This is a genomic window from Polaromonas sp., from assembly GCF_039930745.1.
Classification (GTDB): Bacteria; Pseudomonadota; Gammaproteobacteria; order Burkholderiales; family Burkholderiaceae_C; genus Polaromonas.
Window position 1 is genome coordinate 1 of sequence record NZ_JBDTTH010000056.1, and the last position, 19,221, is coordinate 19,221.

A 19,221-nucleotide genomic window follows, 5' to 3' on the forward strand; every position below is an offset into this window, starting at 1 on the left:
GATGCCGTTTCCAGAAAGTGGGAAGTCCCTTCGTATTCCCATCGAGCGGACTCGCTCCGGCGGCGCAGGCTTGGCCCTCATTTCATTCTGGGCCAAGCCCGCGCCGCCTCCGCGAGCCGCTCATGTCAAACGTTGAACCGCAAATGCAGATCATCACGCACTCGCTTTTTGCCGAGACATTTCGGCCCACTCCGGGGCTATCGGTGCTCGGTGCGAACGCCATTTCTATCCCCGACGTTCAGGTACAAATGGCGCGCGATCTTGACAGTGAGGTGTCGGAGTATTTAGAACGAGATCAAGAAGTCGTTGGTTGGTGCGAATTCGTCGGGAAGGGATTTCTGGGCGTGGGCGAGGAAGCCAGGGCGCAGGCCAAACAAGTCGGAGCAACCATGGTCTTGTTCAGTTTGTGGCCAGCAAAGTTGCGGGCGGTGAAATACCGTGAAAATGGCTCCATCGATCTTGGATCGGTTGTTGCGGACCCGCCCGCAGCGTTGTCACCGAAAGGGCACTATGTCCTTCGCGCCGCCTTCCTGCGGTCCAACAAGGCGCTGCATCCGACCGCCTTCGGCGTCGACTGAGCGGCGACGTTGAGGCTGTAAAAAAACGCCGACCTAGGAAGTGACCGCATGTACATGGAAAAATGCACCTCTCAGATCGCTCTCTATCGGACGATCGCGGCATCGGCAAGGCCAAAGGGACCCCCAAAAATGGCGATTTTGTGTGAGCACGCAGTTTTCTTACAACCTCGTTAGGCGTCGCAAACGCTCCTCGCAATGATCGTGCAGCCATGAAACAAGATCGAACCACGCCAACAAACGTTGACGAGTACATCGAAGGCTTCTCACTTGAAGTTCAGGCCATTCTTCAGAGAGTGCGCCAGGTAGTTCGCGAAGCGGCACCACTGGCGCAAGAAGTCATCAGCTACGGGATGCCGGCTTTTAAACAGAATGGAGTACTTGTCTATTTCGCAGCATTCAAGGGTCACATTGGCCTCTATCCGCCGGTCACAGGAGACAAAGGCATCGAGAAAGCCATTGCTCCCTACGCAGGAGAGAAAGGCAATCTTCGGTTTCCCTTCGCCAAGCCAGTCCCATACGATCTGATCGGCCGAATCACTGCGCTGCGAGTCAAGCAAGATGCGGCCGAAGCCAAAGCCAAAGACAAGCGAAAGAAGGCAAGTTCATGAAGCTGGGGCAAGCAACAACACCTATGAGTACCTCCGTCGCACTTGCCGATCTTGTTGAAGCCTTCGATTGGGCGAGCGCCGCTGGCCCCTTCGAGAATGGAGCGTATGTGTGTCGCGCAACCGGACGAATCTGGCTAACCACTGATTTTGACGACACGGGGGAGAAGCCTCCTGAAGACATTGAGGACGAGTTGCTGTACCTGCCTGTACCAGGCAGAGCCGAACTGGATTTAGGCAAAAGCCTCGCGCTCCGATATGTTGAGGAGCACATGCCTGAGAGCCTTGAACGTGTCCGGTCTTTTTTTGCAAAAGCTGGCGCGTACTCGCGGTTCAAGCAACTTCTGGGAGATGCCGGCCAGCTTGATTCCTGGTACGCGTACGAGTTACAAAGCACGCATGAAGCGTTGCGCGCGTGGGCCGCGGAGAACGGGATTGAAGTCGCAGAGCCGCCTGGTGCAGCGGGATAACATGCCAATCGACACCGCCCCCCATCTGCACAAGGCGGCTTTGCCGCAGGTGCTTGTGGTCCCGTCATCTTTACTTTGCTTGCCGCCCTGATCATGGCCTTCGACACATTTCTGGCTCAACGGGTACGGGCAGCCCTTGGCCCTCGACCTGGCATCACGGAACGCCAGATGTTCGGCGGTCTGGCTTTTCTTGTTCACGGCAAGATGTTCATGGGCATTCGTAACTCAAGCCTGATGGCACGGGTTGGCCCTGAACACCACCAGGATGCGTTGGCCATGCCGCACGTCAGGGTCATGGACTTCACCGGACGTGCCATGAAAGGCTACGTCTACATTGATCCCCCTGCCGTGGCTGAGGATCAGGATTTGAAGGCGTGGGTAGTTTGGTGCCTGGAATATGTCGCCGGACTTCCCGAGAAGAAGAAAGCTTGAGCTTTCCTGCTCCGGGTGAAACTCACCATATCTCGTTCACGAAAGACACCCATGCTCATCTCCGGCGCGCAAGCCCTCATCATCGGCGCTTTTTTCAGCGCTGCTGCCGCATTGGCCCATCTTGCCTGTATCGTTTTGGGTGCGCCGGCCTACCGGTTCATGGGGGCTGGTGAGAAGATGGCGTGCGCTGTCGAGGCAGGCAAGCTCCGGCCAACAGGGGTCACCCTCGCAATCTCGGGTGTTCTGCTGGTCTGGGCGGCGTATGCGCTTGGCGGTGCCGGTGTCATCGGTTTGCTGCCGTTGAGCAAGCTTGCACTTCCCGCCATCTGCGCTGTTTATCTGGGCCGCGCCGTCGCGTTTCCATTGCTCAAACCGGCCTTCCCGGAGAACTCCCGCACCTTCTGGCTGGTCTCGTCGAGCATCTGCCTTCTCATCGGCTTGGTACATCTCTACGGCGTCGTTTCCGTATGGCCAACACTGTGAGGCCTGACTATTGAGTCAAGCGGGCGCGCCAACGGTGGTCTGCGCCCTCAAGCCTCGTGCCGCAGCGCCGGAAACAGGATCACGTCGCGGATGCTCGCGCTGTCGGTCAGCAACATCATGAAGCGGTCGATACCGATGCCGCAGCCGCCGGTGGGGGGCATGCCGTATTCAAGGGCGCGCACGTAGTCGGCGTCGTAGTGCATGGCTTCTTCGTCGCCGCCGTCCTTGGCGTCTGACTGGGCCAGAAAGCGCGCGGCCTGGTCTTCGGCGTCGTTGAGCTCGCTGAAGCCGTTGCCGAACTCGCGGCCGGTGATGTAGAGCTCAAAGCGCTCGGTCACCTCGGGCCGCGCATCGTTGGCGCGGGCCAGCGGCGAGATCTCGGTTGGGTGTTCCATGATGAAGGTGGGCTGCCAGAGCTTTTCTTCAACCAGCTCTTCGAAATAGGTGACTTGAAGGCTGGGCAGCGAGCGGGTGTCCAGCCTGTCTTTGGCGCTGAACTTGCCGAGCTTCTTCAACGCGGTGAGCAGCCAGGCGGCGTCGTCTACATGGGCGCCGGCCTCGGTGTGTTTGAGGATGGCTTCGCGAATGGTCAGGCGTTCAAACGGTTGGCTCAGATCGACTGCCTTGCCCTGGTAGGTCAACACCGTGCCACCGGTAACTTGCTGCGCCACATGGCGGATCAGGTTTTCGGTGAAAGTCATCAAGTCCAGGTAGTTCCACCACGCGGCGTAGAACTCCATCATGGTGAACTCGGGGTTGTGCCGCACGCTGATGCCTTCGTTGCGGAAGCTGCGGTTGATCTCGAACACGCGCTCGAAGCCGCCGACGATCAGGCGCTTCAAATAAAGCTCGGGCGCGATGCGCAAAAACATCTGCTGGTCCAGCGCGTTGTGGTGGGTCACAAAAGGCTTGGCATTGGCGCCGCCCGGAATCGGGTGCAGCATGGGGGTTTCGACTTCAAGAAAGCCGTTGTCAACCATGTAGCCACGCATGGTGGACACGGCCTTGCTTCGGTTGGCAAAGCGCTGGCGAGCGGCGGAGTCGGTGATCAGGTCCACATAACGCTGGCGGTACTTGACCTCCTGGTCGGCCACGCCGTGAAACTTGTCGGGCAGCGGACGCAGGCTTTTGGTGACCAGCCGCAGGCTGGTGGCATGAATCGACAACTCGCCCGTCTTGGTGCGGAACAAAGTGCCGCTGGCGGCGACGATGTCGCCCAAATCCCAATGCTTGAATGCGGCGTGTACTTCTTCGCCCACGCCTTCGTTGTTGATGTAAAGCTGGATGCGCCCGCCCGAGGGGCCGAAGGAGCTGTCCTGCAGCGTGGCGAAGCTGGCCTTGCCCATCACGCGCTTGAGCATCATGCGGCCGGCCACGTTGACTTTCAGGGCCAGTGGTTCTAGCTGCTCGTTGGTCTTGTCGCCGTGGGCGGCGAACAGTTCCGCGGCGTGGTGTGAAGGCTTGATGTCGTTGGGAAACGTCACCCCGCGCCCTTCGGCCTGCTGCTGGCGCAGGGTCTTGAGCTTGTCGCGGCGCTCGGCCATGAGCTGGTTCTCGTCATGGGTGGGCGTGGCGGAGGCTGCAGTGGCCGGGGTAGCCGAGGAAGGGGTCGAGTTGTTGGACATGGAGAGCAGTATTGAAAAAAGGGCAATGCGCGGAGCCACTGCAACAACGCCTTGCCCGCAGACACGGGGCGCGCGTCCGGCCGGCAAAAGCGGCAAAGTGCTGATTTTAGGTTACCGGCACACCGCGCCGGGCCGCCGGCCTCACATGGCGATGCCGGTGCGCTCGAGGATGTCGCTGACCAGTTCCAGCCGGACCAGGGGGTTGTCCAGCTGCATCAGGCGCTGCTTGAGTTCCAGCGGCATCGGCAGCAGCTCGCACCAGCGGTTGGCGACCCAGCCGCAGTCGTCCAGCCGGTAGGACGGCTGCAGCGGCATCTGATCCGGCGGCACGGCACGTTCCTGCAGGGCTTTGATGAGCTTGCCCAGTGCGTTGGCCGCTGCACGCAGGTCATCAGGCACCGGGATGGACTGGTCGTCTTCAAGCCGGGTGACGTCGGCAATCCACAGGCCGTGCTTGAGCTTTTCACGGCTGGAAATCTCGAAGCGCTGGGCACCGGTGCAGCGGATCACCATCAGGCCCGGCTGAGGTGCTGAAAAACTGTCGATGGTGGCCAGGGTGCCGACGGCATGGAAGGCTTCGCTGGCAAAACCGCCGCCGCTGGGGCCATCTTCCGGCTTGCGCACTTCAGAGCCTTGTGTCAGTGCGACCACGCCGAAAGGCGCGCCGGTTTTGTGGCATTTGCCGATCATGTCGAGGTAGCGGACTTCGAAGATGCGCAGCGAGAGCAGACCGCCGGGATAAAGCACGGTGCCCAGCGGGAACAGCGGCAGGCAGGAGAGGGTGAGGGCTTCAGGCATCAATGCAGGACGGGGAATTTGCGAAAAAGTTCTGGCTGGGCAACATCTTCCCACGATCCCGTTTTCCCATGCTCAAGCCATGGCTGAAAACTGCCTCAGCGCTTCATTTTTTAATGAAATATGGCTCCAGCCCTTGCTGGACGGGCGCAAGGAGCTATGAATTAAATAGCAAATCAGGCCGCCATCGCTGAGGGGAGAGCCTTTTTTCAGGCAACAGCGTCGGCCGGCTGACGTAGCAGCATGGCCAGTGAATTGGCAACGGTTTTACGCAGCTCGCGGCGGTCGCAGATGAAGTCGATGGCGCCCTTGGTCTGCAGAAACTCGGCGCGCTGGAAACCTTCCGGCAGGGTGACCCGCACGGTGGACTCGATCACGCGCGGCCCGGCAAAACCGATCAGCGCTTTCGGCTCGGCAATGACGATATCGCCGACAAAAGCGAAGCCGGCACTCACACCGCCCATGGTCGGGTCGGTCAGCACGCTGATGTAGGGCAGGCCTTTTTTGGCCAGGCGCGTCAGTGCGGCGTTGGTCTTGGCCATCTGCATCAGGCTCAGCAGGCCTTCCTGCATGCGCGCGCCGCCGGTGGCGGTAAAGCAGATGAAAGGCACTTTCTGTTCAATGGCGGCGTGCACGCCGCGCACAAAGCGCTCGCCCACCACGCTGCCCATGCTGCCGCCCATGAAGTCAAACTCGAAGCACGCCACCACCACGCCAATGCTGTGCACGGCGCCGCCCGTGACCACCAGGGCGTCGGTCTCGCCGGTGTTCTCCAGCGCTTCTTTCAGGCGTTCGGGGTATTTTCGGCTGTCCTTGAACTTGAGCGGGTCAACCGGCAGCACTTCCTGGCCGAGTTCATAACGGCCCTCGGCGTCCAGAAAGGCGTCCAGCCGGGCCCGTGCGTCCATGCGGTGATGGTGGCTGCACTGGGGACAGACGCTCTGGTTTTTCTCCAGGTCGGTCTTGTAGAGCACGGCTTCACAGCTGGGGCATTTCACCCACAGGCCTTCCGGCACGCTGCGGCGCTCGGTCGGGTCGGTTGGGGTAATTTTGGGCGGGAGGAGTTTTTCTAGCCAAGACATGGGTTCGTCCTTGTGGAGAGCTGCCCGGGCCGGCACGCAGGGTGCCGGCGGGGGCAAAACCGGAAAAGAAAGGGGATTATGCGCTGTCTCCAGGCCCTGCCGGGCCGTCCAGCGCCTGGCGGATGCCGGCCAGGAAATCGCGCACCACAGGCACTACCTGGCTGCGCGGCTGGCCGTCAATCAGCTGGATGATGCGGCTGCCGATGACCACGGCGTCGGCCACGCGGCTGATGGCTTTGGCGGTCGCTGCGTCGCGGATGCCGAAGCCGACGCCGACAGGCACACTGACGTGTTCACGTATGCGCGGCAACATGGCTTCGACCGCGCCCAGGTCCAGCGTACCGGCACCGGTCACGCCCTTGAGCGAGACGTAGTACACGTAACCGCTGGCCACCTGGGCCACCTGCGCCATGCGTTCCGGCGTGGAGGTCGGCGCCAACAGGAAGATCAGGTCCATCTCATGGGCGCGCAGGGTGGCGGCGAAGGCCTCGCATTCTTCGGGCGGGTAGTCCACCACCAGCACGCCGTCCACGCCCGCTGCCGATGCGTCGCGCACGAACGCGTTTTTGCCGCGCTTGAGGTCGTAGGCCTCGATCGGGTTGGCATAACCCATCAGTACCACCGGCGTTTTGCTGTCCTTCTGGCGGAAGGTGCGCACCATCTCCAGTACCTGCACCGAGCCTATGCCGGCTGCGAGTGCCTGGTCGCCGGCCTTCTGGATGACCGGGCCGTCGGCGCTTGGGTCAGAAAAAGGGACGCCGAGCTCAATCACATCGGCGCCACCGGCCACCATGCCGTGCATCAGCTCGGGTGTTATGTCGGCGTAGGGAAAGCCTGCGGTGACGTAGGGAATGAGCGCTTTGCGGTTTTGCGTTTTCAGCGCTTCAAAGGTAGGGCTGATGCGGCTCATGACCGTGTCCCCACGCCCTTGGCGCCGCTGGCATCAGAACCGGCGGCACCCTTCACGGTATGCCCGCGCATGGAGGGCCGGTCATAAAAGTCCGCGCCGGACAGGTCGGCGACGGTGCCGATGTCCTTGTCGCCACGACCGGAAAGGTTGACCAGGATGGACTGGTCGGTACGCATGGTTTTGGCCAGCTTCATCGCGTAGGCGACGGCATGGCTGGACTCCAGTGCGGGAATGATGCCTTCGGTGCGGCACAGGTAATGAAAAGCTGACAGCGCCTCGGCGTCGGTGATGCCGATGTATTCCGCACGGCCGATGTCCTTGAGAAACGCGTGCTCGGGGCCGACGCCGGGGTAGTCCAGGCCGGCGCTGATGCTGTGCGTCTCCGTCACCTGGCCGTCTTCGTTCTGCAGCACATAGGTGCGGTTGCCGTGGAGTACGCCCGGGCTGCCGCGCTGCAGCGAAGCGGAGTGCTTGCCGCTGTCCATGCCTTCGCCGGCGGCTTCAATGCCGATCAGGCGCGTATTCTCGTGCGCGATGTAGGGGTGGAAGATGCCCATGGCGTTGCTGCCGCCGCCCACGCATGCAATCACTGCGTCGGGTTGCTTGCCGCCGGTCATTTCGGGCATCTGCACGAGGCATTCCTCGCCGATCACGCTCTGGAAGTCGCGCACCATCATCGGGTAAGGGTGCGGGCCGGCCACCGTGCCGATGATGTAGAAAGTGTTGTCCACGTTGGCGACCCAGTCGCGCATGGCTTCGTTGAGGGCGTCCTTCAGCGTCTTGCTGCCGGACTCGACCGGCACCACGGTAGCGCCCAACAGCTTCATGCGGTAGACGTTGGGGCTTTGGCGCTTGACGTCTTCACTGCCCATGTAGACCACACATTCCAGGCCATAACGCGCGCAGATGGTGGCGGTGGCTACGCCGTGCTGGCCGGCGCCGGTTTCGGCAATCACGCGCGGTTTGCCCATGCGCCTGGCCAGCATGGCCTGGCCGATGGTGTTGTTGATCTTGTGCGCGCCGGTGTGGTTGAGGTCTTCGCGCTTGAGGTAAATCTGCGCGCCGCCCTGTTCGCGGCTCATGCGGGCGGCGTGGTAGATGGGGGAGGGCCGACCAACGAAATGCTTGAGCTCGGAGTGGAATTCTGCGAGGAACTCTGGATCGTGCTGGTATTGGGCGTAAGCGGCTTTCAGCTCGTTGATCGCGTGGGTCAGCGTCTCTGAAACAAAACTTCCGCCGTAAATTCCGAAATGGCCTGAAACGTCAGGTTGCTGGTACTCGTACATGATGGTTTGGATTCTTTGCAAATTGCTCGTCGGCAGCGCGAACGGCCGCGACGAATTGATGGATCTTTTCGGCGCTTTTGATTCCCTTGAGGGTGGTCCCTCCGCTAGCGGAAACCTCGACGCCCGAACTGACATCAACGGCCAGCGTTTTACAACGCGGCCGGACTTGCAAAATGCCATCGGTCACGTTTGCAGGCGTCAATCCACCAGACAAAACGAGGTGAGCGTTGACGCTTGGAGGAAGAAGTGACCAATTGAATGTTTTTCCGCCGCCCCCAAAACCCTCGACATGGGCATCGAGCAGGATCGCCTGGGCGGCTTTAAAGTTCTGAGCGTATTTTACGAGATCAAAACCGGGAGAGCCAGCAGGGGGGTCGCCGCCGGGCCGCCCCAAGGCGAATTGCGCTCCCTCGGGCGGCAGCGAATCAAGCGCAGCGGAGAGCGTGGGGGTCCAAAATTCATTCAGGGGAATACGGGCCGCCCGCATGAAGGGCCGCCCTGCCTGCAGGCAGGTCTCGGGAGTTTCATCACCATGAAATTGCAGCAAAGCCGTTGGTATGCGGGCGCAGGCAGCTGTTATTTTTGTAGCGGACGTATTGACGAAAAGCAGCACGGGCGTGACGAAAGGCGGCAGACGGCTGGCCAGCTCGGCGGCACGCTCGGCAGTGACATAACGCGGGCTGGCCTCGTACATGACAAAACCGACGGCATCAGCGCCCGCGGCGACAGCGGCATCAACGTCTTCTTCGCGGGTGAGGCCGCAGATCTTGATGCGGGTACGCAGTAGCGGGGAAGAAGTCACAAACCCCCCTCGGTTGGAAGACGGCACAGGAGTTCTTTATTCAAGCCGAGGCCGCGGAACCGGCTTAGCCGGGCCGCAGGCGCAACGACCCCCGAGGGGCTGGAGCCTGCGGCTCCAAACCTGCTTGAGCAGGTTTGGACAGGCGACAGAAGCGAAGCCTCTGGCGAGCGGCGGCCTGCAAGGCCTCGCGTGTTACACGAAGTGAAAAGCGTGGGGGCCATCATGGAAGCCAATCATAGGCTGGTGTGCGTTCCGGCAGGCCGTAACGGGCTTCATAACGGGGGCCGAGAAAATACAGGCCGTCGGGCGAGAAGGTAGGGGCGGCTGCGTCCCGGTTGCGAGCGGCCACAACCTCCCCAAGCCAGTCAGGCGCGTGGCTGCCCTGGCCCACAGCAACCAGGCAGCCCATGATGTTGCGGATCATGTGGTGCAAAAAGGCATTGGCTTCGAATTCGAAGCGCCAGTAGCCGGCGCGCCGCGAGACTTCGATCCGGCTGATGGTTTTGACAGGTGACTTGGCCTGGCACTGTGCAGCCCGGAAGGAACTGAAGTCGTGCTCGCCGATGAGGTGGGCAATCGCAGCGCGTACGGCCGTTTCGTCCATGGGCCGGTAAACCCAGCCCACACGCCCGGCTTCGACGCTGGGACGCACCGCCGACTCCAGCAGCACGTAGGCGTAGCGCCGGCTGATGGCGCTGCCGCGGCAGTGAAATTCGTCGGGGACTTCATGCGCCCATTGCACGGCGATATCACGCGGCAAAAAAGCATTGGTGCCGCGCACCCAGGATGGGAAGTCACGTTGAAGCCCGGTGTCAAAGTGCACCACCTGCATCAGCGCATGAACCCCGGCGTCGGTGCGCCCGGCGCAGAGGGTACGTACGGGCTGGGCCGTGAACTTGTCGAGCGCTTTTTCCAGCTGGTCCTGCACGGTGTTGCCCGAGAGCTGGCTTTGCCAGCCCTCGTAACCGGTACCGTTGTAACTCAGGCCGAGGGCGATCCTCACGGGCAACCCTCGGGGGAAAGATGCAAATCAGGCCAGGGCGTTGAGGAAGGCCTGGGCCTTGCTTTTGAGTGAACCGCTGGATTGCGCCAGCACTTCTTCGGCCAGTGAACGAGCGCCATCAACGTCACCAATTGCACGGAACTCTTCAGCCAGGGCAAACTTGGTTTCCATCGGGTCATCGCTGTCCACGGCGGCGGTAGCGGCCGGTGCCGCGGTGATTTTCTGGCTTTCGGTGGTCGGTTCTTCGAGATCGAGCGACAGGGCACCCAGATCGAACTCAAGCATGCCGCCGGACGTATCCAGATTGGCTGCAGCGGTTGTCACCGGAGGTTCAGCGGTGAAATTCAGATCGCCACCGGCCAGCGAAGGGGCCGGTGCCGCTCTAACGGGCGCGGGTGCAACTGCGGCGGGCATGGCTATCGTGGCGGAGCTGAAGTCCATGCCATTGTCAACCGGGGCGGGTGCCATCGCTGGCATGGCCATCGTGGGTTCTGGGCGTGCTACCGGCTTGGGAGCGGGCGCCGGTGCTGGCGCTGCGGGTTCCGGTTCATCACCCAGTGAAAAGTCTAGGTCGAGATCGAAGTCAACCGCGGAGGACGCCGGTTCGGGCGATGGACTGGCGGCGTGGTGCTGGGGTTGCACGGCGGGTGCCATGGCTCTGGCGATGGCCACATGGCCGGCGGCGGCAGGCTGTCCGCCCGGTTGGTACATGGGGTTGGCTGGGTCCAGTTCACGGCCCATCTCGGCCATGTGTGACCATTCAATGCCCTGGCCGTGGGTCAGGTTGAAAGCCTCGGCCGCTACTATTTCAAAGGCCTTGGTGTCGCGGCGTTTGGCATAGATTTCCATCAGCTTGCCGTGGATGGCCACGCGCATGGGGCTTACGCGGATGGCTTCCTTGAGGATCTCCTCGGCTTGCAGGTCACGTCCATAGGCCAGATAGACATCGGCTTCGGCCACAGGGTCCACGTCGCCAGCGGCGTCGAGCTGGCTAGGCGAATACACCATGGATGAGCCCGTGACATTGGCTTCATTGGTGTCTATGCGCTGGCCGCCGCTGGCGCCGAAAAAAGAATCTGGCTGCAACCTGCTTTCGAGGAAGGAACTGTCCACTGACACGGCATTTTTACGCTGTCGCGCGCGGTAGGCGGCGAAGGCGGCCAAAAGCACCAGCAAGGCGGCACCGCCAGCCAGCATCAACGGGTTTTCAAGCAGTTCGTCAATCAGGCTGGGCTCGGGGGGCGGTGGGGGCTTCACTGCTACCGGTTTTTTGACAGGTGCAGGGGCCGCTGCCGGTGCGCTGGCTGCCATTGCTGGCGCTGTGGCCTCGGCCGGGCTGCTTGCTGCCGACATGGCTGGCGCAACAGCACCGGTTTCGGGGCTCGCAGGCGCTGATGCGGCGGGCGTCGCTGGCGATGCCGCGGACAGCGTTCCCGGCGTGGTGACGGCAATACCTGGCGCAGAGGGGCTGCTGGTGGCTGCAGGGCTGGCGGGTGTCGTCGGCGGGCTTGGTGCGGCGGAGAGCTTGTTGAGCTCGCTGATGTTCTTCGACAGTTCGGCCACGCGGTCGGCCGCTTCCTTGGCCTGGCGGTCTTGCGCGATTTTTTCTTCCGCGGCCTTGGTTTGAATCGCACCCTTGGAGAGGGTCAACTTGTCGGGGGTGGCTGCGGCAGGCGCCTTGTCTTCAACCTTGGCCTGGACCCGGCCCGAGGCTTGACGGTCCGCGCTGGTGACCTGGGTCGCCGGCGCACCCTCTGCCAGCTTGCGGCGGAACTCATTGAAGTCTTTGCTCTGGGCAACGATGGTTCGGCTTGCTTCGGCGGCAGGGATGTATTCCGCCTGATCGCCAGCCGGTACATCAAGTACGGCACCGGCTTTGAGTCGATTGACGTTTCCGCCTGCGAATGCATCGGGGTTGCTGCGCAGCAGCGCCACCAGCATCTGGTCCAGCGAAACGCTGGCTGGCTTGGCTTGCGCCGCGATTTTTCCGGCGGTGTCGCCGGGTTTCACCACAATTTTTTGTCCGTCGGTCGTTGGCGCCCTTTCGGCGGGGGCTGCCTGTGCGGTGGGTGCCTGGGTGACTGGAGCCGGCCTGGAAGGCGGCGGACTGACAGGCGCGGCGGACGGTGCCGACGCAGCAGGTGGCGCGGACAGGGCGGCCACGGGGGGAGGCGGCGGTCGCGAAACGGAGGGGGCGGTGGGTGCTGCCATGGCAGGTGCTGTGGCCCGCAGGTTCGGGGGATCAAACAGCATCGTGTAGTCGCGCACGATGCGCCCGGATGCCCATCGGGCTTCCAGGATCAGGTCCACAAAAGGTTCGCTGACGGGCCTGTCGCTGCTCAGGCGCAGGTAGGAGCGGCCATCGCTTCGCTTTTGCAGGCTGATCCGGACATTGGTCACCGCCGCCGTGTATTCCAGGCCGGCTGCGCGGAATGCATCGGCACTGGCGACGCTGGCTTGCAGGGAAGACGCTTCGTCGGCGCTGATTTCGACAATATCGATTTCAGCCCGCAGCGGTTCACCCAGGGCGGACTGAACGGTTACCCGGCCCAGTCCCAGAGCATGCGCCGGCAAGCTGGAAAGACTCCCCAACAAGACCATGGCGGCTGCCACGCCACCTTTACGCCAACGGCCTGCTTGTTTCATGGGAATTGGAGCCTCCGGTGCCCGGGTTGCATTAAATTTTATTCTGCTGGTCCGCACAAAAACCTCAACGCTAATTTTCGACAAAACAACATTAACATCAAGGCATTAGGCTGACAAGCTAAGACAGCACTTAAGTTTTGACACGCTGGATTAGCATCAACTTACAACTTCATCTTGTTGTCTGACGACAACGAGATGTCACATCTGGTTACGGATGGTGGCTGCATACAAGCAGCCATCCGTCCGTAATTTCAGCCTTGCAAAAGGATGCGCAGCATGCGCCGCAAAGGTTCGGCCGCACCCCACAGCAACTGGTCGCCAACCGTGAAAGCGCCCAGGTAGTCGGGCCCCATGGCCAGCTTGCGCAGACGGCCAACCGGGATGTTCATGGTGCCAGTTACCGCCACCGGCGTCAGGTCCGTGATGGACGCTTCGCGCGTATTCGGCACGACCTTGACCCACTCGTTGTCGGCGGCAATCATGGCTTCGATGTCGGCCAGCGGCACATCTTTCTTGAGCTTGAAGGTCAGCGCCTGGCTGTGGCAGCGCATGGCGCCGATGCGCACGCAGAAGCCGTCCACCGGTGTTTCAGCGGTGCCGAAGCTCGCGCCCTGGCCCAGGATCTTGTTGGTTTCGGCGCCGCCTTTCCATTCTTCCTTGCTCATGCCATCGCCCAGATCCTTGTCGATCCAGGGGATCAGCGAGCCGCCCAGTGGCACACCGAAGTTGGCGGTCTCGGCGGATGACAGTGATTGCTGTTTGGCCAGTACGCGGCGGTCGATTTCGAGAATGGCCGATTTCGGGTCGTCCAGCAGTGCTCGCACTTCGGCGTTCAGCGTGCCGTACTGCGTCAGCAACTCGCGCATGTGCTGAGCGCCACCACCGGACGCGGCCTGGTAGGTCATGCTGGTCATCCACTCGACCAAGTCGGCCTTGTACAGCGCGCCCACGCCCATCAGCATGCAACTGACGGTGCAGTTGCCGCCAATCCAGTTTTTGCCGCCCTCGGCCATCGCTTTCTGAATGACCGGCAAGTTGACCGGGTCCAGCACGATGATGGCGTCGTTATTCATGCGCAGCGTGGAGGCGGCGTCGATCCAGTGGCCGGTCCAGCCGGCGGCTCGCAGCTTGGGATAAACCTCCGTGGTGTAGTCGCCGCCCTGGGCGGTCAGGATGACGTCACATTTCTTCAGGGCCGCAATGTCGAACGCGTCTTTCAGCGTGGTTTCGTTTTTGGCCTGGGCCGGGGCTTTGCCGCCCGCGTTCGAGGTTGAAAAGAAAACCGGTTCGATCAGGTCGAAATCGCCTTCGGCCTGCATGCGGTCGATCAGCACCGAACCGACCATGCCGCGCCAACCGACGAGTCCTGTGAGATTGCCTGCGAGTTTCATTGGATTGCCCTTTTTTATCAAAAATATGCTTTTTGACCCGGCCCATCGGGCCAGCAGGGCACGACGAACCGGGCTTGCTAGCCTTTAATGGTCGTCGTCTTGGTGATCTGGGCAAAAACCGGCGCAGCGCTGATCGCGCGCGAAGCGGCGACAAAGCGGGTGAGTGCGGGGTTTTTACGCATGAAGCCTATTGTAATCATGGGTGGCGGGCTCGGCGCATGGGGACGCCATGGGCCGCCTCGGTCTGTGGTTGCCAGCCAACGTCTGGACGCTGGCTGGCAGGGGATATCAGGCCTTCTTGAGCGCCTGGACGACCGCATCGCCCATCTGCACCGTGCCGACCTTGGTCGTGCCTTCGCTGTAAATGTCGGGTGTGCGCAGGCCTTGGGTCAGCACGGCGTCCACGGCTTTCTCGATGCGCACTGCGGCTTCGGCCTGGTTCAGGCTGAAGCGCAGCATCATGGCTGCACTCAGGATGGTTGCCAGCGGATTTGCCACGCCCTTGCCGGCGATATCGGGGGCGCTGCCGTGGCTGGGCTCGTACAGGCCCTGGTTTTTCGTGTTCAGGCTGGCCGAGGGCAACATGCCGATGCTGCCGGTCAGCATGGCGGCGGCGTCGCTGAGGATGTCGCCGAACATGTTGCCAGTGACGACCACGTCAAACTTCTTTGGCGCCTTGACCAGCTGCATGGCGGCGTTGTCGACATACATGTGGTCCAGCGCGACGTCGGGGTACTGACCCCCAACCTCAGTGACGATGTCTTTCCAGAACTGGAAGGTCTCCAGCACGTTGGCCTTGTCCACGCTGGTCACGCGGCTGCCGCGTTTGCGCGCTGCCTGGAAGGCGACGTGGGCGATGCGCTCGATCTCGGGGCGCGAATAACGCATGGTGTCAAACGCTTCCTCGCTGCCGGGGAAGTGGCCATCGGTGGCGGTGCGGCGGCCGCGCGGCTGGCCGAAGTAGATGTCGCCGGTCAGCTCGCGGATGATCAGGATGTCCAGGCCAGACACCAGCTCCCGCTTCAGGCTGGAGGCGTCCACCAGCTGCGGGTAACAGATGGCTGGTCGGAAATTGGCGAACAGGCCCATGTTCTTGCGCAGGCCCAGGATGGCCTGTTCGGGGCGCAGCGGGCGGTCCAGCTTGTCGTATTTCCAGTCGCCAACAGCGCCGAACAGCACCGCGTCGGAGGCTTGCGCGAGTTTGAGAGTGGCTTCCGGCAGGGGATGGCCGTGCGCTTCGTAGGCGGCGCCGCCGACCAGCGCGGTTTCGGTTTCAAATTTCAGGTCCAGTGCACCCAACACCTTGACGGCCTCAGCGACGATTTCTGTGCCTATGCCGTCACCGGGGAGAATTGCGATTTTCATGGTTGCTCTTTTATTGATAGCTACTTGCGCCCGACCCATAAGGGCTGGAAGCATACTTTGTTTAAAAAATGAAGGGAATCAGGAAACCAGCGTGTGGGCCAGCCAGGGCTTGGTCGCCAGCCGTTCCGCCTCAAACGCCTTGATTTTGTCGCTCTGGCGCAGGGTCAGGCCGATGTCGTCGTAACCGCCGAGCAGGCAAAACTTTTTGAAGGCCTGCACCTCGAAGGGAAGCTCTTCGCCTTGGGGCTTGATCACCACCTGGCGCTCCAAGTCGATGGTCAGCTGGTAGCCGGGGAAGGCCAGCGCTTCGTCGAAGAGCTGGCCGACCTGCGCTTCGCTCAACACGATAGGCAGCAGGCCATTCTTGAAGCTGTTATTGAAAAAGATGTCGGCGTAGCTGGGCGCAATGATGGCGCGAAAGCCGTACTGGTCCAGCGCCCAGGGCGCGTGTTCGCGCGAAGAGCCGCAGCCGAAGTTTTTGCGCGCCAACAGGATGGATGCGCCTTTGTAGCGCGGCTGGTTCAGCACGAAGTCGGGGTTGGGCCTGCGGCTGGCCGGGTCCTGGCCCGGAAAGCCCGCGTCCAGGTAGCGCCATGCGTCAAACAGATTGGGGCCGAAGCCGGTCTTGCGGATGGACTTGAGGAACTGCTTGGGAATGATGGCGTCGGTATCGACGTTCTCGCGGTCCATGGGCGCGACCAGGCCTTTATGAACGGTGAATTTCTGCATGACGTGACCTCTTAAGAGAATTTTCTGATGTCAACAAAGTGGCCGTGCACGGCAGCAGCGGCAGCCATCGCTGGGCTGACCAGGTGGGTGCGTCCACCTGCGCCTTGCCGGCCTTCGAAGTTGCGGTTGGACGTCGAGGCGCAACGTTCGCCGGGCTCGAGCCGGTCGGCGTTCATCGCCAGGCACATGGAGCAGCCCGGTTCCCGCCATTCAAAACCGGCGGCGACAAAAATCTTGTCCAGGCCTTCACGTTCGGCCTGTTCCTTCACCAGGCCGGAGCCGGGCACCACCATGGCCAGTTTCACATTGCCGGCAACCTTCTGGCCGATCTTCTGTACCATGGCGGCGGCTTCGCGCATGTCCTCGATGCGGCTGTTGGTGCAGGAGCCGATGAACACCTTGTCCACCAGGATGTCGTTGATGGCCTTGCCGGGCTGCAGGCCCATGTAGGTCAGAGCGCGTTCGATCGCGTCGCGCTTGTTGGCGTCTTTTTCTTTGTCGGGGTCGGGCACGCGGTCGTCGATAGACAACACCATTTCGGGCGAGGTTCCCCAGGTGACCTGTGGTCGGATCTGCGCGGCGTCGAGTTTGACAACGGTGTCGAACTTCGCGTCCGGGTCGGACTGCAAGGTGCTCCAGTACGCCGCCGCCTGGTCCCACTCGACGCCGGTGGGCGCCAGCGGGCGGCCCTTGACGTAGGCGATGGTTTTTTCGTCGACAGCCACCAGGCCGGCACGGGCGCCGGCTTCGATCGCCATGTTGCAGACCGTCATGCGGCCTTCCATGCTCAGGGCACGGATGGCCGGGCCGCCGAACTCGATGGTGTAGCCGGTGCCGCCTGCTGTACCGATTTTTCCAATAATGGCCAGCACGATGTCCTTGCCGGTCAGGCCGGGCGCCAGCTTGCCGTCCACCTGCACCAGCATGTTCTTCGCTTTTTTGGCGAGCAGGGTTTGCGTTGCCATCACGTGTTCGACTTCGCTGGTGCCGATGCCGTGGGCCAGCGCACCGAAGGCGCCGTGGGTCGAGGTGTGCGAGTCGCCGCAAACCACCGTCATGCCGGGCAGGGTGGCGCCGGTTTCCGGCCCCATCACGTGCACGATGCCCTGGCGCTTGGACAGGAAGGGGAAATAGGCCGCCGCGCCGAACTCGGCGATGTTGCTGTCCAGCGTGGTGATCTGTTCCTTGCTCACCAGGTCGGTGATGCCGTCGTAGCCGAGCTCCCAGCCGGTGGTAGGCGTGTTGTGGTCGGCAGTGGCCACGATGGAGCTGATGCGCCAGACCTTGCGGCCCGCTTCGCGCAGACCTTCAAAAGCCTGCGGGCTGGTGACCTCGTGGACCAGGTGTCGGTCAATGTAGAGGATGGCGGTGCCGTCTTCCTCGGTGTGGACGACGTGTTCGTCCCAGATCTTGTCGTAGAGGGTGCGTCCCATGTGGTTTTTCCTTCGTGGTCTTTGATTTTAATAAGTCAGGCAGTTGCGGGTGCCAGGCCGGTGGCAACTGCGCGGTCGGTGAGGTGATCGACCAGCAGCCGGGCGGTGACCGGCAGGCTGGAGAAGTCGCGTGCCACCAGTTCGATCTGGCGCGACGCCCAGTCGTTGGTCAGGGCAACCGATTCGAGCTCGCCAACGCCGTGCATCAGTTCAAAGGCCCGTTGCGGCATCACGCCGACGCCCAGGCCGTTGTGGATCATGCGGCACATCGCGTCCAGCCCGGTCACGTGGATGCGCAGCTTGATGGTGCGACCGGCCAGCGCTGCGGCGTCGCGCATGGCCAGGTAGATGGAGCTGTTCGAATGCAGGCCGACGTGGTCGAAGTCGAGGCTGTCTTCGAAAGCGATGGCTTGCTGCGCGCCCAGCACGTGGCCGCGCGGCACGATCATGACGAGGCGGTCCTGCCGGTAGGGCAGGGTCTGCAGGTCGCCGCTGCCGTCGGCGGTGTTGCAGATGCCGAGGTCGGCCGCGCCTTCCTGCACGGCACGCACGACTTCCGTGCTCAGGTGTTCTTCGAGGTCGATCTTGACCTCGGGGTGCTGGGCGATGAAGGCACCCAGGTCTTCCGGCAAAAACTGCACGATGGCCGAGATGCTGGCGTGCACCCGCACGTGGCCACGCACACCGTTGGCGTATTCGCTGAGTTCGCCCTGCATTTTTTCGAGGCTGAACAGCACCGAACGTGCGTGGTGCAGCAGGCTTTGCCCGGCCGGCGTCAGGTCCACGCCACGGGTGTGGCGGTAGAGCAGGGGCGTGTCGAGCGCGGCTTCCAGGTCTGACAGGCGCTTGCTGACCGCCGAGGCGGCAATGAATTCGCGCTCTGCCGCCTTGCCGATGCTGCCGAGCTCACACACCGCGACAAACAATTGAAGCGAGGTCAGGTCAATGCGGCGGGCAAAACTGCGTTCCGAAGTCTTCATAAGAAATAAAGTCATCGCGGTTCACGATGATTTGCTATTTTGAAGGCTTATTGAAGACCTTGTCATCGCGATATGCGATGGGTGGCTTGCCGCCCTGTTGAGGCCTTGGCAGCGGGTTTTCTCGTATTTATGAGTGTTTTAGGGCTCCAACCCTTATGGGGCGGGCGCAAGCAGCTATCAAAACAGTAGCTAATGCTTCAGTCCACCATGTTGCCGGGATCCAGTGCCCGAACCCGCGGATCCACGTTGTAGCCGCCGAACTCGGTGTAGCGCAGCAAATGTCGGTCGCAACGTGTGCAGTGCCAGACATCGCAGCGGTTGTAGGGAAAGAAAGAGACAGCCACCGGCGCCTTGGGCGAGTCGTAGCGTGTGCCCTGGGGATGGAATTCCTCAAGGGTCGGTTCGTCCACGGCTGGGTTGCGCAGGGTGGCAACCTGGGTCATCTGTTTGGTTTCCCAGCGGTATTCGGCCAGGCTTTCCCAGCCGGCGCAGGCGCCGAGTGCGCAGCTGCAGGCGCGGGGCGGCGCTGTTCCGGCAATGGCCTGGCGCAGTTCATCGGCGGTTTGAATGGTTTTCAAAAAATGCTCCTGACGTCAATGGTCGCAA

19 protein-coding genes are annotated in these 19,221 nt (G+C 62.0%); 5 read left to right on the forward strand and 14 right to left on the reverse strand.

Features of this window, described 5'->3' with window-relative positions; all coding sequences use genetic code 11:
• Window positions 1-143: 143 nt before the first annotated feature.
• The 5 genes from ABI660_RS15745 (at window position 144) to ABI660_RS15765 (ending at window position 2,568) form a co-directional block, all read left to right on the forward strand.
• Window positions 144-578: a hypothetical protein gene (locus ABI660_RS15745; protein WP_348069728.1), complete on the forward strand. Its 435-nt coding sequence runs from the start codon at window positions 144-146 to the stop codon at window positions 576-578.
• 209 nt (window positions 579-787) lie between these two features.
• Window positions 788-1,186 (forward strand): DUF1801 domain-containing protein, encoded by a 399-nt coding sequence (locus tag ABI660_RS15750; RefSeq protein WP_348069730.1) that lies wholly within the window; start codon window positions 788-790, stop codon window positions 1,184-1,186.
• A gap of 23 nt (window positions 1,187-1,209) precedes the next feature.
• On the forward strand, window positions 1,210-1,653 hold the full coding sequence (locus tag ABI660_RS15755; protein WP_348069732.1) for a hypothetical protein: 444 nt from the start codon (window positions 1,210-1,212) through the stop codon (window positions 1,651-1,653).
• A gap of 93 nt (window positions 1,654-1,746) precedes the next feature.
• A complete protein-coding gene (locus ABI660_RS15760; protein ID WP_348069734.1) occupies window positions 1,747-2,085 on the forward strand; it encodes a TfoX/Sxy family protein in 339 nt (112 codons plus the stop codon).
• Window positions 2,086-2,136: 51 nt separating this feature from the next.
• On the forward strand, window positions 2,137-2,568 hold the full coding sequence (locus ABI660_RS15765) for a hypothetical protein (RefSeq protein ID WP_348069736.1): 432 nt from the start codon (window positions 2,137-2,139) through the stop codon (window positions 2,566-2,568).
• Between the two features lie 47 nt (window positions 2,569-2,615).
• On the opposite strand, the gene lysS is transcribed toward ABI660_RS15765, so the two are convergent.
• The 14 genes from lysS to ABI660_RS15835 all read right to left on the reverse strand — a co-directional run bounded on the left by lysS (window position 2,616) and on the right by ABI660_RS15835 (window position 19,193).
• Complete coding sequence (gene lysS / locus ABI660_RS15770; protein WP_348069738.1) at window positions 2,616-4,193, reverse strand: lysine--tRNA ligase; 1,578 nt, start codon at window positions 4,191-4,193, stop codon at window positions 2,616-2,618.
• A gap of 141 nt (window positions 4,194-4,334) precedes the next feature.
• Window positions 4,335-4,991 (reverse strand): LON peptidase substrate-binding domain-containing protein, encoded by a 657-nt coding sequence (locus tag ABI660_RS15775; protein ID WP_348069740.1) that lies wholly within the window; start codon window positions 4,989-4,991, stop codon window positions 4,335-4,337.
• A 206-nt stretch (window positions 4,992-5,197) separates the two neighbouring features.
• Window positions 5,198-6,070 carry an acetyl-CoA carboxylase, carboxyltransferase subunit beta gene (gene accD / locus ABI660_RS15780; protein ID WP_348069742.1) on the reverse strand — a complete coding sequence of 291 codons (873 nt, stop codon included), beginning with the start codon at window positions 6,068-6,070 and terminating at the stop codon, window positions 5,198-5,200.
• A gap of 76 nt (window positions 6,071-6,146) precedes the next feature.
• Window positions 6,147-6,980, reverse strand: a complete 834-nt coding sequence (trpA, locus tag ABI660_RS15785) for a tryptophan synthase subunit alpha (protein WP_348069744.1) — start codon at window positions 6,978-6,980, stop codon at window positions 6,147-6,149.
• On the reverse strand, window positions 6,977-8,266 hold the full coding sequence (gene trpB / locus ABI660_RS15790) for a tryptophan synthase subunit beta (protein WP_348069746.1): 1,290 nt from the start codon (window positions 8,264-8,266) through the stop codon (window positions 6,977-6,979). The genes trpA and trpB overlap by 4 nt, the downstream gene beginning before the upstream one ends.
• Window positions 8,244-9,068 carry a phosphoribosylanthranilate isomerase gene (locus ABI660_RS15795; protein ID WP_348069748.1) on the reverse strand — a complete coding sequence of 275 codons (825 nt, stop codon included), beginning with the start codon at window positions 9,066-9,068 and terminating at the stop codon, window positions 8,244-8,246. Before ABI660_RS15795 ends, trpB begins: the two co-directional genes overlap by 23 nt.
• A gap of 220 nt (window positions 9,069-9,288) precedes the next feature.
• The gene (gene truA / locus ABI660_RS15800) at window positions 9,289-10,071 is read right to left on the reverse strand and encodes a tRNA pseudouridine(38-40) synthase TruA (protein ID WP_348069750.1); all 783 of its coding nucleotides are present in this window, start codon (window positions 10,069-10,071) and stop codon (window positions 9,289-9,291) included.
• Window positions 10,072-10,098: 27 nt separating this feature from the next.
• The gene (locus ABI660_RS15805) at window positions 10,099-12,717 is read right to left on the reverse strand and encodes a FimV/HubP family polar landmark protein (protein WP_348069751.1); all 2,619 of its coding nucleotides are present in this window, start codon (window positions 12,715-12,717) and stop codon (window positions 10,099-10,101) included.
• Window positions 12,718-12,968: 251 nt separating this feature from the next.
• Entirely contained in the window at window positions 12,969-14,108 is a 1,140-nt protein-coding gene (gene asd, locus ABI660_RS15810; RefSeq protein WP_348069753.1) for an aspartate-semialdehyde dehydrogenase, read from the reverse strand.
• Between the two features lie 288 nt (window positions 14,109-14,396).
• A complete protein-coding gene (gene leuB, locus ABI660_RS15815) occupies window positions 14,397-15,473 on the reverse strand; it encodes a 3-isopropylmalate dehydrogenase (RefSeq protein WP_348069756.1) in 1,077 nt (358 codons plus the stop codon).
• Between the two features lie 78 nt (window positions 15,474-15,551).
• A complete protein-coding gene (leuD, locus tag ABI660_RS15820; RefSeq protein WP_348069758.1) occupies window positions 15,552-16,202 on the reverse strand; it encodes a 3-isopropylmalate dehydratase small subunit in 651 nt (216 codons plus the stop codon).
• An 11-nt stretch (window positions 16,203-16,213) separates the two neighbouring features.
• A complete protein-coding gene (gene leuC / locus ABI660_RS15825; RefSeq protein ID WP_348069761.1) occupies window positions 16,214-17,635 on the reverse strand; it encodes a 3-isopropylmalate dehydratase large subunit in 1,422 nt (473 codons plus the stop codon).
• Between the two features lie 35 nt (window positions 17,636-17,670).
• Window positions 17,671-18,615: a LysR family transcriptional regulator gene (locus ABI660_RS15830; protein WP_348069792.1), complete on the reverse strand. Its 945-nt coding sequence runs from the start codon at window positions 18,613-18,615 to the stop codon at window positions 17,671-17,673.
• Window positions 18,616-18,812: 197 nt separating this feature from the next.
• Entirely contained in the window at window positions 18,813-19,193 is a 381-nt protein-coding gene (locus ABI660_RS15835; RefSeq protein ID WP_348069763.1) for a hypothetical protein, read from the reverse strand.
• Between the last annotated feature and the right edge of the window lie 28 nt (window positions 19,194-19,221).

Coding starts and splice junctions, on each gene's coding strand:
- ABI660_RS15745 (WP_348069728.1), top strand. CDS start 144: ATGCAGATCATCACGCACTCGCTTTTTGCCGAGACATTTCGGCCCACT.
- ABI660_RS15750 (WP_348069730.1), top strand. CDS start 788: ATGAAACAAGATCGAACCACGCCAACAAACGTTGACGAGTACATCGAA.
- ABI660_RS15755 (WP_348069732.1), top strand. CDS start 1,210: ATGAGTACCTCCGTCGCACTTGCCGATCTTGTTGAAGCCTTCGATTGG.
- ABI660_RS15760 (WP_348069734.1), top strand. CDS start 1,747: ATGGCCTTCGACACATTTCTGGCTCAACGGGTACGGGCAGCCCTTGGC.
- ABI660_RS15765 (WP_348069736.1), top strand. CDS start 2,137: ATGCTCATCTCCGGCGCGCAAGCCCTCATCATCGGCGCTTTTTTCAGC.
- lysS (WP_348069738.1), bottom strand. CDS start 4,193: ATGTCCAACAACTCGACCCCTTCCTCGGCTACCCCGGCCACTGCAGCC.
- ABI660_RS15775 (WP_348069740.1), bottom strand. CDS start 4,991: ATGCCTGAAGCCCTCACCCTCTCCTGCCTGCCGCTGTTCCCGCTGGGC.
- accD (WP_348069742.1), bottom strand. CDS start 6,070: ATGTCTTGGCTAGAAAAACTCCTCCCGCCCAAAATTACCCCAACCGAC.
- trpA (WP_348069744.1), bottom strand. CDS start 6,980: ATGAGCCGCATCAGCCCTACCTTTGAAGCGCTGAAAACGCAAAACCGC.
- trpB (WP_348069746.1), bottom strand. CDS start 8,266: ATGTACGAGTACCAGCAACCTGACGTTTCAGGCCATTTCGGAATTTAC.
- ABI660_RS15805 (WP_348069751.1), bottom strand. CDS start 12,717: ATGAAACAAGCAGGCCGTTGGCGTAAAGGTGGCGTGGCAGCCGCCATG.
- asd (WP_348069753.1), bottom strand. CDS start 14,108: ATGAAACTCGCAGGCAATCTCACAGGACTCGTCGGTTGGCGCGGCATG.
- leuB (WP_348069756.1), bottom strand. CDS start 15,473: ATGAAAATCGCAATTCTCCCCGGTGACGGCATAGGCACAGAAATCGTC.
- leuD (WP_348069758.1), bottom strand. CDS start 16,202: ATGCAGAAATTCACCGTTCATAAAGGCCTGGTCGCGCCCATGGACCGC.
- leuC (WP_348069761.1), bottom strand. CDS start 17,635: ATGGGACGCACCCTCTACGACAAGATCTGGGACGAACACGTCGTCCAC.
- ABI660_RS15830 (WP_348069792.1), bottom strand. CDS start 18,615: ATGAAGACTTCGGAACGCAGTTTTGCCCGCCGCATTGACCTGACCTCG.